This window comes from Pseudoxanthomonas koreensis, from assembly GCF_010093225.1.
GTDB lineage: Bacteria > Pseudomonadota > Gammaproteobacteria > Xanthomonadales > Xanthomonadaceae > Pseudoxanthomonas > Pseudoxanthomonas koreensis.
Genome location: NZ_PDWM01000055.1, coordinates 1 through 14,731 on the forward strand (window position 1 = coordinate 1; position 14,731 = coordinate 14,731).

Genomic DNA, 14,731 nt, shown 5'->3' on the forward strand with positions numbered 1-14,731 from the left:
CCGGCCTCGGCCTCACGCAGGAAGCCGATGATCTGCTCTTCGGAAAAGCGCTTCTTCACGTCCAATCTCCTCGCTTTGGGGAATTGGACTCCAGTTCGCCGTGCTACTCAAAACCGGGGGGACGTCGCGTGATACGCGGCATTCAACGCGCCGTTTCCGGATGGGCCGCGTCCAACACCGGCCTGGACAGGGCGTCGGGTCGCCCTCATGCGGGCTCCTACAAGGGGGCGGCAGCGTGGGGGGTGGTCAATCCACCTGCGCGGGCGCGGTTGCCACGCGGCGCGCCGGCCAGAGCATGAACGCGATCGCGGCCAGCGCCAGCAGCCAGCAATAGTGCACGCTGCCGGCCAGCGCCAGCGGCGAGGCCGAGGCCAGCGAGGCGGCCAGCAGGATCTGCGCGCCGTACGGCAGCACGCCCTGGACCACGCAGGCGAAGATGTCGAGCACGCTGGCGGCGCGGCGCGGACTGATGCCGTGGCGCTGGGCGATGTCGCGCGCCAGACCACCGGTCACCAGGATCGCCACGGTGTTGTTGGCGGTCAGTGCATCGGCGCCGGCCGCCAGTGCGGCGATGCTGAACTCGCCGGAACGGCGGCCGGTATGGCCTCGGGCAAACTTCGCGATCATCGCCGCCAGCCAGTCCAGGCCGCCGGTGGCCTTGATCAGCGCCGCCAGGCCTCCGATCAGGATCGACAGCAGGGTGATCTCGACCATGCTCTCGAAGCCGGCGTAGATGTCGCCGACGAATTCGACCGCGCCATAGTCCGGCGCCATCGCCAGGCCGAACCCGCCCGCCACCACCAGGCCGATGCCCAGCACCAGCACCACGTCCAGCCCCGCCAGCGCGAGCACCAGCACCAGCACATAAGGCAGCACCAGCCATGGCGAGGCGTCCGCGTCGGCCTGCGGGACCGGCGCGCTGACGCCCAGGGTCGCCAGCAGCAGCACGGTGGCGATCGCCGCCGGCGCGGCGATCCGGAAGTTCTCGCGGAACTTGTCGCGCATCTCCGCGCCCTGGCTGCGGGTGGCGGCGATGGTGGTGTCGGAAATGATCGACAGGTTGTCGCCGAACATCGCCCCGCCGAGCACCGCGCCCAGCACCAGCCCCCGGTCCAGGCCGGAAGCGTCGGCCACGCCCAGCGCGATCGGCACCACCGCCGCAACCGTGCCCATCGAAGTGCCGATCGACAGCGACACGAACGCAGCCACCACGAACAGGCCCGGCAGGATCAGCGCCGGCGGCAGCGCGCCCAGGCCCAGCGCCACCACCGCATCGACCGCGCCGATCGACTTGGAGACCAGCGCGAACGCGCCGGCCAGCAGGAAGATCAGGCACATCAGCATGACGTTGCTGTCGCCCATGCCGGCCAGCAGGGTCTGCTGCGCCGGCACCCCGCGCCGCCGCGCCAGCCACAGGCCCAGGGCCAGCGCCGGCAGGATCGCCACCGGCGCGCGCAGCTGGTAGAAGCCCATCGGCTCGCCCTGCGCGGTGTAGTACAGGCCGGCACCGAAGAACAGCGCCAGGAACAGCAGCAGCGGGGTCAGCGCCAGCGCGCTGGGACGGACGGACATGGGCGGACCTGGGACCGGTGGGCCGTCGATTGTGCGCCGCATCATCGCAGCCGCCAACGCCACCGGTGGCACGGCCGCGAACAAAAACGGGACGCTGTGCGTCCCGTTTCCGTGGTACCGCCGGCGGCCGCGCTCAGAGGCGGCTGGCGATCGCTTCGGCGAAGCCCATGGTGGTGCCGCTGCCGCCCAGGTCGCCGGTCAGCGAATCCTTCGCTTCCAGCGTGGCCACGATCGCCTTGCGCAGGCGCTCGGCATTCTGCGGCTGGCCGATGTGGTCGAGCATCTGCGCGGCCGCCAGCAGCAGCGCGCAGGGATTGGCGATGCCCTTGCCGGCGATGTCCGGCGCGGTGCCGTGCACCGCCTCGAAGATCGCCGCGTGCTCGCCGATGTTGGCGCCCGGGGCCAGGCCCAGGCCGCCGACCAGGCCGGCGCACAGGTCGGAGATGATGTCGCCGAACAGGTTGGTGGTGACCAGGATGTCGAACTGCTCCGGGCGCATCACCAGCTGCATGCAGGCGTTGTCGACGATCATTTCCTGGAACTCGATGTCCGGGTAGTTCGCCGCCACTTCGCGGGCCACGCCCAGGAACAGGCCCGAGGTCGACTTGATGATGTTGGCCTTGTGCACCGCGGTGACCTTCTTCCGCCCGGTGCTGCGGGCCAGTTCGAAGGCGTAGCGGACGATGCGCTCGGAGCCCTTGCGGGTGATGCGCGAGCCGGACACCGCAGTCAGGCCGTCGGCCGACACCTCCTGGCCCTCGGCCAGGTAGGCGCCCTCGGTGTTTTCGCGCACGGTGATCAGGTCCACGCCGTCGCCGAAGCGGGTCTTCGTGTTCGGGAACGACTTGGCCGGGCGCACGTTCGCGTACAGGTCGAAGTGGCGGCGCAGGCTGACGTTGATCGAGGTGAAGCCGCCGCCGATCGGGGTGGACAGCGGGCTCTTGAGCGCGACCTTGTTGCGGGCGATGGAGTCCAGGGTCTCCTTCGGCATCAGGTCGCCGTGCTTCTCCAGCGCGACCACGCCGGCGTCGGCGAATTCGTATTCCAGGCCGGCGCCGACCTTGTCGAGCACGTGCAGGGTCGCATCCATGATCTCCGGGCCGATGCCGTCGCCGCGGATGACCGTGATCTTCTGGGTCATGTAGTGGGGGTTCCGGGAGCAGGCGCACGGACCCGGCGGGCGGGCGCGGCGCGTGGGGAGGGAAAGTTATCCGCGGAATTATGCCCGATCGCTGCTGAACACCCCACCTCGACCTTGGGAGGGCAGCCTGTCCCGGTCCGCGACCGGCGCCGGGCGCGGGCCGGTTCGGCGACCGGCGGCCATTGCCGGCCGCCGGCGCGGCGCCGGATCAGCCGTGGTCGTGCGCGGGCGCCGTGGTGGCACCGGCGCCGGCCTCGAGCCGGTCCAGGAAGTCCACCGCCCGGCGCAGGTGCGGGATCACGATCGAGCCGCCCACCACCAGGCCGACCGAGAACGTCTCGAAGAACTCGTCGCGATCGACCCCGGCCTCCCTGCACTGGGCCACGTGGTAGCTGATGCAGTCGTCGCAGCGCAGGACCAGCGAGGCGACCAGGCCCAGCAGTTCCTTGGTCTTCACGTCCAGCGCCCCGGCCTGGTAGGTCTGGGTGTCCAGGGCGAAGAAGCGGCGCACGACCTGGTTGGGCTCGGCCAGGATGCGCTGGTTCATGCGCTGGCGGAATTCGGTGAATTCGCGGACGCGGTCGCCGCCCTCCTGCCCTTCTCCCGGGGAGCTCACGCGGAGGCCTCCGGCGCCTGGCCGTCCAGCAGCGGCAGCAGCCTGCCGGCGCGGTGCAGGGCCATCATGTCGTCGTAGCCGCCGACGTGGACGTCGCCGACGAAGATCTGCGGCACGCTGGTGCGGCGCGCCAGGCTGAGCATCTTTTCGCGTTCGACCGGGTCCAGGTCGATCCGGACCTCGGTCCACTCGCGGCCCTGGCTGCGCAGGAAGTTCTTCGCGGCCACGCAGTACGGGCAGATGGCGGTGGAGTAGATGGTGATCGGGGGTACGGGCGCAGGCACGGGAAACTCCGCGGGACGGATGGGGTCTATGTGGATATGGTAGCGGCGCGGGGCCGATCAGCCTCCACCGATGGAACACACCGGGTTAACAGGCTATTCACCCGTCCCGGCCGCGCCGCCGTCATCCTGAACCCGCCTCCGGAGATCGTCCCCTTGCGCTACCTGCTGCTGGCCGCCGCCCTGTCTCTGAGCCTGGTCCCGCTGCGCGTGCCGGCGCAGGAGGGGTCGCGCCTGCCCGACATCGGTTCCTCGGCCGGCGACCTGCTGACCCCGGCCAAGCAGGCCGAGTACGGCGCGATGATGCTGCGCGAGCTGCGCAACTACGGCTACCTGCTGGAAGACCCTCTGCTCGACGACTGGCTGCAGTCGGCCGGCAACCGGCTGGGCGCCAACAGCGACCGCCCGGAACAGCACTACACCCTGTTCATGCTGCGCGACCGGCAGATCAACGCCTTCGCCACCCTGGGCGGCTACATCGGCATGAACGCCGGCCTGGTCCTCACCGCCGAGCGCGAGGACGAGGTCGCGGCGGTTCTCTCGCACGAAATCGCCCATGTCACCCAGCAGCACGTGCTGCGCGGGGTCGAGCGCGCCCAGCGCGACCAGATCCCGATCCTGCTGGGGATGATCGCGGCGATCGTCGCCGCGCAGGCCGCGGGCGGCAATTCGGCCGGCGATGCCACCCAGGCCGCGCTGGCCAGCGCGATGGCGCTGATCCAGCAGAACCAGATCAACTACACCCGCTCCAACGAATCGGAAGCCGACCGGCTCGGCATCCGCACCCTGTCGCGCAGCGGCTACGACGTGGACGCGATGGCGGGCTTCTTCGAGCGCATGTCCTTCGCCATGCGCGCCAACGAGGGCGGCTACTCGGCGCCGGACTACCTGCGCACCCACCCGGTCAACACCACCCGCATCGGCGAGGCCAAGCAGCGCGCCGAGCAGATCAAGCGCGGCATGGTCACCGCGACCACGTCCGTCCCCGGTGGCGGCGAGCGGGTGGAGCGTCTGGATCCGACGCGGATCCAGGCCTCGCCACCGGCCAACGCCAATCCGTTGCTGCCGGCCGGGCTGCGCCTGGACAACCCGCTCGATCCGATCGACGAACGCCCGGGCGGCCAGTTCGCGTGGGCGCAGGAGCGCCTGCGCGCGCTCAGCGCGAGCACGCCCGACCTGGCGGTGCGCGAGTACGACGCCCTGCGCCGCTCCAGCCCCACCGGCCTGTCCGACCCCCAGCGCTACGGCCTGGCGGTCGCGCACCTGGCCCGCGAGCCGGCGCTGGCGGCGCGGGAACTGGACGACCTGCTGCAGGCGCATCCAGACAACGTGTGGGTGGCCCTGGCCCTGGGCGAGGCCGAGTCGCGCTCCGGCAGGACTGCCCAGGCCAGCCGCCGCTACGACGAACTGCTGCGGAAGATGCCCAACAGCCGTCCGGTCGTGCTGGGTTACGCGCACAGCCTGGTCGAACAGGGCACGGCCGAGTCCGGCAAGCGCGCGCAGGCGGTGCTGCGGCCGCTGCTGGCCCGTGCCGGCGACGATCCGGCCTTCCAGCGGACCTTCGCCCGCGCCAGCGAACTGGCCGGCGACACCCACCGCGCCGCCGAGGCCTACGCCGAGGCCGCCTTCCTCAACGGCCGCCCGGAACAGGCGCTGATCCAACTGGAAAACCTGAAGAAGCGCGGCGACCTGGACTACGTGACCCGCTCCCGGGTCGATGCCCGCATCACCGCGATCACCCCCACGGTGCTGGAACTGCGCCGCCAGGGCATCACCGACCCGGACGTGCAACGCCGCTGACACGCAGGCGGCACACAGGGGCCGCGGATGTCACAATTACGTCATCGAACGGTAGTCTAATCCCGCTGTCCCCCAGACTCCGGACATGCCGTGCAGAAGCAGATCCTGATCGTCGACGACGAACCCGCGATCCGTGACATGGTCGCCTTCGCCCTGCGCAAGGGCGATTACGCCCCGGTGCATGCCGGCGATGCGCGCGAGGCGCAGGCGGCCATTGCCGACCGCGTCCCCGACCTGATCCTGCTCGACTGGATGCTGCCCGGCACCACCGGCCTGGAACTGGCCCGGCGCTGGCGCCGCGAGGCGCTGACCCGCGAGGTTCCGATCATCATGCTCACCGCCCGCGGCGAGGAGAACGACCGCGTCGGCGGCCTCGAGGCCGGGGTCGACGACTACGTGGTCAAGCCGTTCTCCGCGCGCGAGCTGCTGGCGCGGATCCGCGCGGTGATGCGCCGCTCGCGCGAGGACGACGAGGACGGCAGCGTCGCCGTCGGCGCGCTGCGCATCGACGGCGCCGCGCACCGCGTGTTCGCCGGCGATGCCGCCGTGCCGATCGGGCCGACCGAATACCGCCTGCTGCACTTCTTCATGACCCACCCCGAGCGCGTCTACAGCCGCGCCCAGTTGCTGGACCACGTCTGGGGCGGCAGCGTATACGTGGAGGAGCGCACCATCGACGTGCACATCCGCCGCCTGCGCAAGACCCTGGAACCGTTCGGCGTGGACAACATGGTCCAGACCGTGCGCGGCGCCGGTTACCGGTTCTCGACAGCCACCTGATAGAAGTGGCGCAGGAGGCGCCGCCGCGGATGAATCCGGATACGCCCTCCAGGCAGCACGGCATCGGAGCGACGCCATGAACACCAGGATGCCGCCGCACCTGCGCACGGCCTGGCGGCGCACGCTGCTGGCGCTGGCCGCGCTGCTGGGCGGTGCGACCCTGCTGGGGCTTGCGATCGGCCACGCCGGCTGGGTGCTGGCGGCCGCCGCGCTGGGCGTGCTGGCCTGGCACTACTGGCGGCTGCGCCGCGTCCTGCTCGGCCTGACCGCGCGCAGGCGCTGGGAATCGGCGCGCGGCAGCGGCGCCTGGAACGAACTGGACCACCTACTGCATCGCAGCCAGGCCGAGATGCGCGCGCGCAAGCGACGCCTGGTGGACATGCTGCGCGCCTACCGCGCTGCCGCCGCCGCGCTGCCCGACGCAGTGGTGGTGGTGGACCGCAATACCCAGCGCGCGCTCTGGTTCAACCGCGCCGCCCCCCGGCTGCTCGGCCTGCGCTATCCGCAGGACCTGGGCGCACCGGTGGGTGAGCGCCTGCAGCCGCTGCCGCTGTCGCGCTGGCTGGCGGCCGGGCGCAACGCCGAACCGATGCACGACGCGCCCTCCCCGGTCGACGACCAGGTGCGCCTGAACCTGCGCCTGATCCCGTACTCGGAGGACTACTGGCTGCTGGTGGCGCGCGACGTGAGCAAGCTGCTGCGCCTGGAGCAGATGCGCCAGGACTTCGTCGCCAACGTCTCGCACGAGCTGCGCACGCCGCTGACCGTGGTCCACGGCTACCTGGACATGCTCGATCCGGAGGATGTCCCCGAGTGGCGACCGATGCTCGAGGAGATGCGCAAGCAGTCGCAGCGGATGACCCGGCTGGTCGAGGACCTGCTGACGATCTCGCGGCTGGAATCGCGCGACAGCCTGCCCGAGGAGACCGTGGCGATGGCGCCGACGCTGGCCACCCTGCAGCGCGAAGCGGAAGCCTTCTCGCAGGGACGCCACACGATCGAAGTGCGCGACCTGGCCGGCTGCGACCTGCTCGGTTCGACCCAGGAGCTGCACAGCGCCTTCTCCAACCTGGTCACCAACGCGATCCGCTACACCCCGGCAGGCGGGCGCGTGGATGTGGAATTCGCGCGCACCGGCGACGGCGGCGCGGTGCTGGCGGTGCGCGACTCCGGCTACGGCATCCCGGCGGCGCACATCCCGCGCCTGACCGAACGCTTCTACCGCGTGTCCAGCAGCCGCACGCGCGAGAGCGGCGGCACCGGCCTGGGCCTGGCCATCGTCAAGCACGTGCTCGGCCTGCACCAGGCGCGGCTGGTGATCGACAGCGAGGTCGGCCAGGGCAGCGTGTTCGCCTGCCATTTCGGCCCCGAACGCGTGCAACCGAGGCATGATGGCCCGGCGCCGGCGCACGCCGAAGGCCAGTCGGCCGGCCAGGCCGCCGGTTGAGCGCCGCCGCGCGAGACACTCCCCTTCCCCACTCGTGCCACCGTATCCCGCCATGGAAACCGACAGTCGACCGTTCGATGCCCTTCCCGCCCCCGCTGAGCCCGAGGCAGGCGGCGATGCGCTGCGCGATCCCGCGCTGTACCTGAACCGCGAACTGTCGCAGCTGGACTTCAACTTCCGCGTGCTGGCGCAGGCGCAGGACCCGTCGGTGCCGCTGCTGGAGCGGCTGCGCTTCCTGTGCATTTCCTGCACCAACCTGGACGAGTTCTTCGAGATCCGCGCGGCCACCGTGCGCCACGCGCTGGACCTGGGCCTGCCGGCGCAGTCCGACGGCCTCGCCCCGGCGCAGCTGCTGGAGCTGATCCACGACCGCGCCGCGCAACTGGTCGACGCACAGTACCGCTGCTGGAACCAGGTGTTGCGCCCGGCGCTGGCCGAGGCCGGGGTCGGCGTCCTCGGCCGCAACAGCTGGAACGCCCGCCAGCGCCGCTGGCTGCGCGCCTGGTTCCGCAACAAGGTCATGCCGGTGCTGTCGCCGCTGGGACTGGATCCGTCGCATCCGTTCCCGCGCATCCTCAACAAGTCGCTCAACGTGGTGGTGGTGCTGGAGGGCATGGACGCGTACGGCCGCCCCGGGCACCTGGCCATCGTCCGCGCGCCGCGCTCGCTCAGCCGCATCGTCGAGCTTCCGCCCAGCCTGGCCGGCAAGGGCCGACAGTCCTTCGTGCTGCTGTCCTCGATGCTGGCCGCGTTCGTCGACGAGCTGTTCCCGGGCATGCAGGTGCTCGGCGCCTACCAGTTCCGGGTCACCCGCAATTCCGACCTGGTGGTGGACGAGGACGAGGTCGACAACCTGGCCTCGGCGCTGCGCACCGAACTGGTCGGCCGCGGCTACCAGCCTGCGGTGCGCCTGGAAATCGCCCACGACTGCCCGAAGCCGATCGTGCGCACCCTGCTGCAGAACTTTGAACTGGGGGAGAACGCGGCTTACTACATCGACGGGCCGGTCAACCTCAACCGCGTGATCCAGGCCTACGACCTGGTCCAGCGCCCGGAACTGAAGTACCCGCCGTTCACCCCCCGCAACGGGCTCGAGGAGGCGGACATCTTCAAGACCGTCGCCCGTGGCGACGTGCTGCTGCACCATCCGTTCGACTCGTTCAACGGTGTGCTGGACCTGTTGGCCCGGGCCGCCGGCGACCCGGACGTGCTGGCGATCAAGCAGACCCTGTACCGCACCGGCAAGAACTCGGCGATCGTCGACGCGCTGGTCCAGGCCGCGCGCAATGGCAAGGACGTGACCGTGGTGGTCGAACTGCGCGCGCGCTTCGACGAGGACGCCAACCTGGGCGTGGCCGACCGCCTGCAGGAGGCCGGGGTGCAGGTAGTGTACGGCGTGGTCGGGTTCAAGACCCACGCCAAGATGCTGCTGATCGTGCGCCGCGAAGGCCGCCGCCTGCGCCGCTACGTGCACCTGGGCACCGGCAACTACCACTCCGGCACCGCGCGCGCCTACACCGACCTGGGCCTGCTCACCGCCGACCCGGAGATCGGCAACGACGTGCACCTGCTGTTCCAGCAGTTGTCCGGGCTGGCGCCGTCGAACCGGCTCAAGCGCCTGCTGCAGTCGCCGTTCACCCTGCACAGCGGGATCCTCAAGCGGATCGCACGCGAAGCGCAGCTGGCCGCCAGCGGCCGCCCGGGCCGGATCATCGCCAAGATGAACGCGCTCAACGAACCGCAGGTGGTGCGCGCGCTGTACATGGCCTCGCAGGCCGGGGTGCAGATCGACCTGATCGTGCGCGGCGCCTGCACCCTGCGCCCGGGTGTCCCCGGCGTGTCGGACAACATCCGCGTGCGCTCGATCGTCGGCCGCTTCCTCGAGCACAGCCGCGTGTACTGGTTCGGCAACGACGGCAGGCCCGAGCTGTACGGCGCCAGCGCCGACTGGCTCGAACGCAACCTGCTGCGCCGGGTCGAGACCTGCTTCCCGATCCTGGACCCGGCCCTGGCCGAACGGGTGCAGCGCGAGGCGCTGCACAACTACCTGGCCGACAACTGCAACGCCTGGGAGCTGGGCGCCGACGGCAGCTACCGCAAGTGCGCCCCGGCCGAAGGCGAGGCACCGTACTCGGCGCAGCAGGCGCTGCTGGAGGCGCTGTAGCGTGGCCGCGTGGGAGGCGGAACCGGTGGTGGCATCCGCTACGATACGCGCCATGCCCTATGCTTCCCCCCGCCCCCAGGTCCAGGATGGCGACGCGCTGGCCGCGATCGACCTCGGTTCCAACAGTTTCCACATGGTCCTGGCCCAGCACATGCTGGGCCAGTTACGCGTGGTCGACCGCCTGCGCGAGACCGTGCGCATGGCCGACGGCCTGGACGGCAAGGGTGGCCTGCACGACCCGGCCCGCCAGCGCGCGCTGGACTGCCTGGCCCGCTTCGGCCAGCGCCTGCGCCGGGTGCCGCGCCTGCACGTGCGCTCGCTGGCGACCAACACGGTGCGCCAGCTGCAGGACCCGCAGTCGTTCCTGCGCCCGGCCGAAGCGGCGCTGGGTTCGCCGATCGAGGTGGTTTCCGGCCGCGAGGAGGCGCGCCTGATCTACCTTGGCGTGGCCCACGCGCAGCCGCCCAAGCCGGGGCAGCTGCGCCTGGTGATCGACATCGGCGGCGGCTCGACCGAATTCATCATCGGCAGCGGCTTCGATCCGATCGAGCGCGAGAGCCTGCAGGCCGGCTGCATCGCCAGCACGCGGCGGTTCTTCCCCAACGGCCGCCTGTCGAAGAAGAAGTGGAAGGACGCGCTGACCGAGATCAGCGCCGAATTCCAGCAGTTCGCCGGCCGCTACCGCGCGCTGGGCTGGCACGAGGCGCTGGGTTCGTCCGGCACGCACAAGGCCATCGGCGAGATCTGCGCAGCCATGCGGCTCACCAAGGGCGCGATCACCGCCGAGGCGCTGCCACAGCTGCGCGAACGCCTGCTGCAGGCCGACAGCATCGACCGGATCGACCTGCCGGGACTTTCCAGCGAACGCCGGCCGATCCTCGCCGGTGGCGTGCTGGTGCTGGAAGCGGCGTTCCAGGCGCTGGGCCTGCAGAAGCTGCTGGTGAGCAAGGCGGCCATGCGCGAAGGCATCCTCTACGACATGCTCGGCCGCGGCGGCGTCGACGACCCGCGCGACGCCTCGGTGGCCGCGCTGACCCAGCGCTACGGCATCGACGAGATCCAGGCCGCGCGCGTGGAAGACACGGCCATGCGCCTGTTCGCGCAGGTCGCCGGGGCCTGGGCCCTGGACGACGACGACGCGCGCATGCTCGGCTGGGCCGCGCGCCTGCACGAGCTGGGCCTGGCCATCGCCCACAGCGGGTACCACGTGCACGGCGCCTACGTGCTGGAGAATTCGGACATCGCCGGCTTTTCCCGCCAGGAACAGCAGGTGCTGGCCGCACTGGTCCGCACCCACCGCCGCGGCGTGCCGAAGGCCGCCTTCGACGCGCTGCCCGATCGCCTGCTTTTGTCGTCCCGGCGCAAGGCCGCGCTGCTGCGCCTGGCGGTGCTGCTGCACCGCGCCCACGACGACGACGAGATCCCGATGCTGGACCTGTCCGCCGACGGCAACCACCTGCAGTTGGTGCTCGAGCGCGACTGGATCGAGAGCCGACCGCTGCTGCGCGCCGACCTGCTGACGGAGAAGGAAGGCATGCCGGGGCTGGGCATCGAGTTCCAGCCGATGGTCGCGTAGCGCCGGGCTTGCCCGGCTACCCACGCGTGGCGGGGCGACCGGGCGGAGGGCAGCGGGGCAAGCCCCGCTCTACGAAAAGCAACGGCGTATTGGCTGGCGCGGCGCGGAGATGGCGGGCGTTAACCCCACACGCTCGGACCATGCGTTCGATCTCCCGTCCAACCCGGGAGTCCCGACATGCGCAACGCCCCGAAGTCCCCGATCGCCTCCATCCTGGCCACGGCCGTGCTGCTGGCCCTGTCCGTGTCCGCCTGCCGCAGCGGCCCCTCCGCGACCCGGGCCGCGGCCGCCGACGCTGCAACCGCAACGAGCGCCACCCTGCCGGCCGGGGCCGGACGGGCGCGCGAGGCCGAAGCAGCCGCCGATGCCTACGTCGCTGCAGCTGCACGAACGCAGGCACAGGCGCACGGGTACGCGCAGCACCGGCGCGAAGCGGCCAAAGCGATTGCCGCCCATGCTCCTGCACCGCCGGCACTGGCCGCGCTGGCCGCGGAAATGCGCATGCAGGTCGCCGCACCGGCGCCAGCCGGCGGGTATTTCATGGTCGCGCCGCCAACCAACACCGAGCGCTACGAAGCGCGCGACGACAATCCCGTCCAGCGCGCGGCCGAACAGCCGCTGTCGACCTTCTCGGTCGACGTGGACACCGGCAGCTACGCCAACGTGCGGCGCATGCTGCGCCAGGGCGAGCGCCCGCCGGCCGACGCGGTGCGGGTGGAGGAATTCCTCAACTACTTCGGCTACGGCCATCCGGCGCCGGCAACGCGCGAGGTGCCGTTCCGGGTGAGCACCGAGCTGGCGCCGTCGCCGTGGAACGCCAACCGGCAGTTGCTGATGGTCGGGATCAAGGGCTACGACGTGGACAAGGCGACCCTGCCGCCGTCCAACCTGGTGTTCCTGATCGACACCTCCGGCTCGATGCAGTCGCCGGACAAGCTGCCGCTGCTCAAGCAGGCGTTCGCCATGCTGGTGCCGCAGCTGCGCGCGCAGGACCGGGTGTCGATCGTGGTCTACGCCGGCTCGGCCGGCCTGGGGCTGCCGCCCACCCCGGGCGACCGCCACGGCGAGATCCTCGCCGCGCTGGAGCGGCTGGAGGCCGGCGGCAGCACCAACGGCGGCGAGGGCATCCGCCTGGCCTACGCGGCCGCGCACCAGGGCTTCGTCGAAGGCGGGGTCAACCGGATCCTGCTGGCCACCGACGGCGACTTCAATGGCGGCACGGTGGAACGCGGCACTCTGGAGACCTGGGTGGCGGACCAGCGCAGGTCGGGCATCGCGCTGTCCACGCTGGGCTTCGGCCAGGGCAACTACCACGATGCGATGGCCGAGCGCCTGGCCGACGCGGGCGACGGCAACCACGCCTACATCGATACGCCGCAGGAGGCGCGCAGGGTGCTGGTCGAGCAGATGCAGTCCACCCTGCTGACCATCGCCCGCGACGTGAAGGTGCAGCTCGAGTTCAATCCGGCGGTGGTCGCGGAGTACCGGCTGGTCGGCTACGAGAACCGGCTGCTCCGCGGCGAGGACTTCGCCAACGACCGGGTCGATGCGGGCGACATCGGCGCCGGGCACGAGGTGACGGCGCTGTACGAGGTGGCGCTGGTGGGCTCGGGCGGGGAGCGGCTACCGGCGTTGCGATATGGCAGTGCGGCCAATGGCGCTGGCGCGGCGGCGGCGAAGGCCGGCGAGCTGGCGCACCTGCGGCTGCGCTACAAGCTGCCGGGGCAGGAACGCAGCCGGCTGATCGAGACACCGGTACTGCGTTCGTCGCTGCAGCGCACGCCGGGCGAGTCGCTGCGCTTCGCCAGCGCGGTGGCGGGCTATGCCGACCTGCTGCGGGGTGGCGGCAATGCCGGCGACTGGGACTGGGACGACGTGGCGGCGACCGCGCGTGGCGCCATGGGCGACGATCGGTGGGGGCTGCGCCGGGAGTTCATCGGACTGGTGGAATCGGCGCGGCAGGTCACGGCGGCGGGCGGCGCCGCGCCGGCGGCAATCGCGGCGGATTGAATCGCAACGGCCCCGCCCCAGGGCGGGGCCGCAGGGCATCCCTGGGCCGCGTCGCGTTTCGAACCGGGTTCTGCTCCCTGTAGGAGCCCACTTCAGGGGGCGACCCGACGAGGGTGGAAGCCGCTGCGCCATACCACGCACGGTCTCCGGAAAGGGTGCGTTGAACGCGGTCTGCGATCCAACCTCGTCGGGTCGCCCCCTGAAGTGGGCTCCTACAATGAAGGCCAAAGCGTGGGGGGCCGGATTCCGGGCTCCCCGCTCACCCCAGCAGGTGCTCCAGCACCGCCATGCGCACGGCCACGCCGTTGGCGACCTGGCGCAGGACCCAGGACTGCGGGCCGTCGGCGACTTCGTCGGTGATCTCCACGCCGCGGTTGATCGGGCCGGGATGCAGCACGGCCGCGTTCGGCGCGGCGCGCTTCAGGCGCGGTGCGGTGAGGCCATAGCGGGCGTGGTAGTCCTCCAGCGAGGGCACCAGGCCTTCCTCCATGCGCTCGCGCTGCAGGCGCAGCATCATCACCGCGTCCACGCCCTCGAGCATGGCGTCGAAATCCTCACCGACGGCGCAACCGGCGGTGGTGCCCGCCTCCGGCAGCAGTGCGGCCGGGCCGCAGACGCGGACTTCGCCGGCGCCGAGCGTGCGCAGCGCGTGCAGGTCCGAACGCGCCACGCGCGAGTGCTTCACGTCGCCGACGATCAGCACCTTCAGCTTCGAGAAGTCGCCGCCGCAAGCCTGGCGCAGGGTCAGCATGTCGAGCAGACCCTGGGTCGGATGCGCGCTGCGGCCGTCGCCGGCGTTTACCAGGGCGGTGCCTTCGCCGGCGATGGCGGCGAGCGCCTGCACCGCGCCGTCGTCGGGATGGCGCACGACGAAACCGCGCACGCCCATCGCCTCCAGGTTCCTCAGCGTGTCGCGCGCGGTCTCGCCCTTGCGCGTGGACGAGGTCGAGGCATCGAAGTTGAGGACGTCGGCACCCAGCCGCTGCGCGGCGAGGTGGAACGAGCTGCGGGTACGCGTGGAAGGTTCGAAGAACAGGGTGCACACGGCGGTGCCGGCCAGCACGGTGCGCTTGCCGACGCGGCCGACGGCGGCGTCGCGGATCTGGCCGGCGCGGTCGAGCAGCTGCAGCAGGGTGCTGCGCGGCAGGCCTTCCAGGGTGAGCAGGTGGCGCAGGCGGCCGTCGATGTCGAGTTGGGGCGTCATGGCGGGGTGGCGGGGGCTGGGGGGTTGGGTGTCTCTTATTCACATCTGGCGCCGTCGGCGAAGAGGGTAGGGGGGATGTGGGGGGTGGGCGGGTTCACGATAAAAAAAGCTAGGAGCGTGGGGGGCGGAGGTGGGAGGTG

Annotated in this window: 11 protein-coding genes; 6 read left to right on the forward strand and 5 right to left on the reverse strand. The window is 71.2% G+C overall.

The annotated features are described in order from the left end of the window. Positions 1-246: 246 nt before the first annotated feature. From CSC64_RS12930 to grxC, 4 genes are all read right to left on the reverse strand, one after another. A complete protein-coding gene (locus CSC64_RS12930) occupies positions 247-1,572 on the reverse strand; it encodes a Na+/H+ antiporter NhaC family protein (RefSeq protein ID WP_162435744.1) in 1,326 nt (441 codons plus the stop codon). Positions 1,573-1,705: 133 nt separating this feature from the next. Next, entirely contained in the window at positions 1,706-2,713 is a 1,008-nt protein-coding gene (locus tag CSC64_RS12935) for an isocitrate dehydrogenase (RefSeq protein ID WP_162435745.1), read from the reverse strand. A gap of 208 nt (positions 2,714-2,921) precedes the next feature. Continuing rightward, positions 2,922-3,260 carry a carboxymuconolactone decarboxylase family protein gene (locus CSC64_RS12940; protein ID WP_238390044.1) on the reverse strand — a complete coding sequence of 113 codons (339 nt, stop codon included), beginning with the start codon at positions 3,258-3,260 and terminating at the stop codon, positions 2,922-2,924. Between the two features lie 65 nt (positions 3,261-3,325). Next, positions 3,326-3,634, reverse strand: coding sequence for a glutaredoxin 3 (gene grxC / locus CSC64_RS12945; protein WP_162435753.1), 309 nt, complete (start codon positions 3,632-3,634; stop codon positions 3,326-3,328). Positions 3,635-3,766: 132 nt separating this feature from the next. On the opposite strand from grxC, the gene CSC64_RS12950 reads away from it, so the two are divergent. The 6 genes from CSC64_RS12950 to CSC64_RS12975 all read left to right on the forward strand — a co-directional run bounded on the left by CSC64_RS12950 (position 3,767) and on the right by CSC64_RS12975 (position 13,387). Then, entirely contained in the window at positions 3,767-5,410 is a 1,644-nt protein-coding gene (locus tag CSC64_RS12950) for a M48 family metalloprotease (protein ID WP_162435747.1), read from the forward strand. A 90-nt stretch (positions 5,411-5,500) separates the two neighbouring features. After that, positions 5,501-6,190 (forward strand): phosphate regulon transcriptional regulator PhoB, encoded by a 690-nt coding sequence (phoB, locus tag CSC64_RS12955; RefSeq protein ID WP_162435748.1) that lies wholly within the window; start codon positions 5,501-5,503, stop codon positions 6,188-6,190. 88 nt (positions 6,191-6,278) lie between these two features. Further along, complete coding sequence (phoR, locus tag CSC64_RS12960; protein WP_162435754.1) at positions 6,279-7,637, forward strand: phosphate regulon sensor histidine kinase PhoR; 1,359 nt, start codon at positions 6,279-6,281, stop codon at positions 7,635-7,637. Between the two features lie 52 nt (positions 7,638-7,689). After that, positions 7,690-9,801, forward strand: a complete 2,112-nt coding sequence (gene ppk1 / locus CSC64_RS12965; RefSeq protein ID WP_162435749.1) for a polyphosphate kinase 1 — start codon at positions 7,690-7,692, stop codon at positions 9,799-9,801. Between the two features lie 52 nt (positions 9,802-9,853). Then, on the forward strand, positions 9,854-11,377 hold the full coding sequence (gene ppx / locus CSC64_RS12970; RefSeq protein ID WP_162435750.1) for an exopolyphosphatase: 1,524 nt from the start codon (positions 9,854-9,856) through the stop codon (positions 11,375-11,377). A 177-nt stretch (positions 11,378-11,554) separates the two neighbouring features. Further along, positions 11,555-13,387 carry a vWA domain-containing protein gene (locus tag CSC64_RS12975; RefSeq protein WP_162435751.1) on the forward strand — a complete coding sequence of 611 codons (1,833 nt, stop codon included), beginning with the start codon at positions 11,555-11,557 and terminating at the stop codon, positions 13,385-13,387. Positions 13,388-13,646: 259 nt separating this feature from the next. Here CSC64_RS12975 and CSC64_RS12980 read toward each other — a convergent pair whose 3' ends face one another. Continuing rightward, entirely contained in the window at positions 13,647-14,591 is a 945-nt protein-coding gene (locus tag CSC64_RS12980; protein WP_162435752.1) for an aspartate carbamoyltransferase catalytic subunit, read from the reverse strand. Positions 14,592-14,731 lie beyond the last annotated feature (140 nt).

Coding starts and splice junctions, on each gene's coding strand:
- CSC64_RS12930 (WP_162435744.1), bottom strand. CDS start 1,572: ATGTCCGTCCGTCCCAGCGCGCTGGCGCTGACCCCGCTGCTGCTGTTC.
- CSC64_RS12935 (WP_162435745.1), bottom strand. CDS start 2,713: ATGACCCAGAAGATCACGGTCATCCGCGGCGACGGCATCGGCCCGGAG.
- CSC64_RS12940 (WP_238390044.1), bottom strand. CDS start 3,260: ATGAACCAGCGCATCCTGGCCGAGCCCAACCAGGTCGTGCGCCGCTTC.
- phoR (WP_162435754.1), top strand. CDS start 6,279: ATGCCGCCGCACCTGCGCACGGCCTGGCGGCGCACGCTGCTGGCGCTG.
- ppk1 (WP_162435749.1), top strand. CDS start 7,690: ATGGAAACCGACAGTCGACCGTTCGATGCCCTTCCCGCCCCCGCTGAG.
- ppx (WP_162435750.1), top strand. CDS start 9,854: ATGCCCTATGCTTCCCCCCGCCCCCAGGTCCAGGATGGCGACGCGCTG.
- CSC64_RS12975 (WP_162435751.1), top strand. CDS start 11,555: ATGCGCAACGCCCCGAAGTCCCCGATCGCCTCCATCCTGGCCACGGCC.
- CSC64_RS12980 (WP_162435752.1), bottom strand. CDS start 14,591: ATGACGCCCCAACTCGACATCGACGGCCGCCTGCGCCACCTGCTCACC.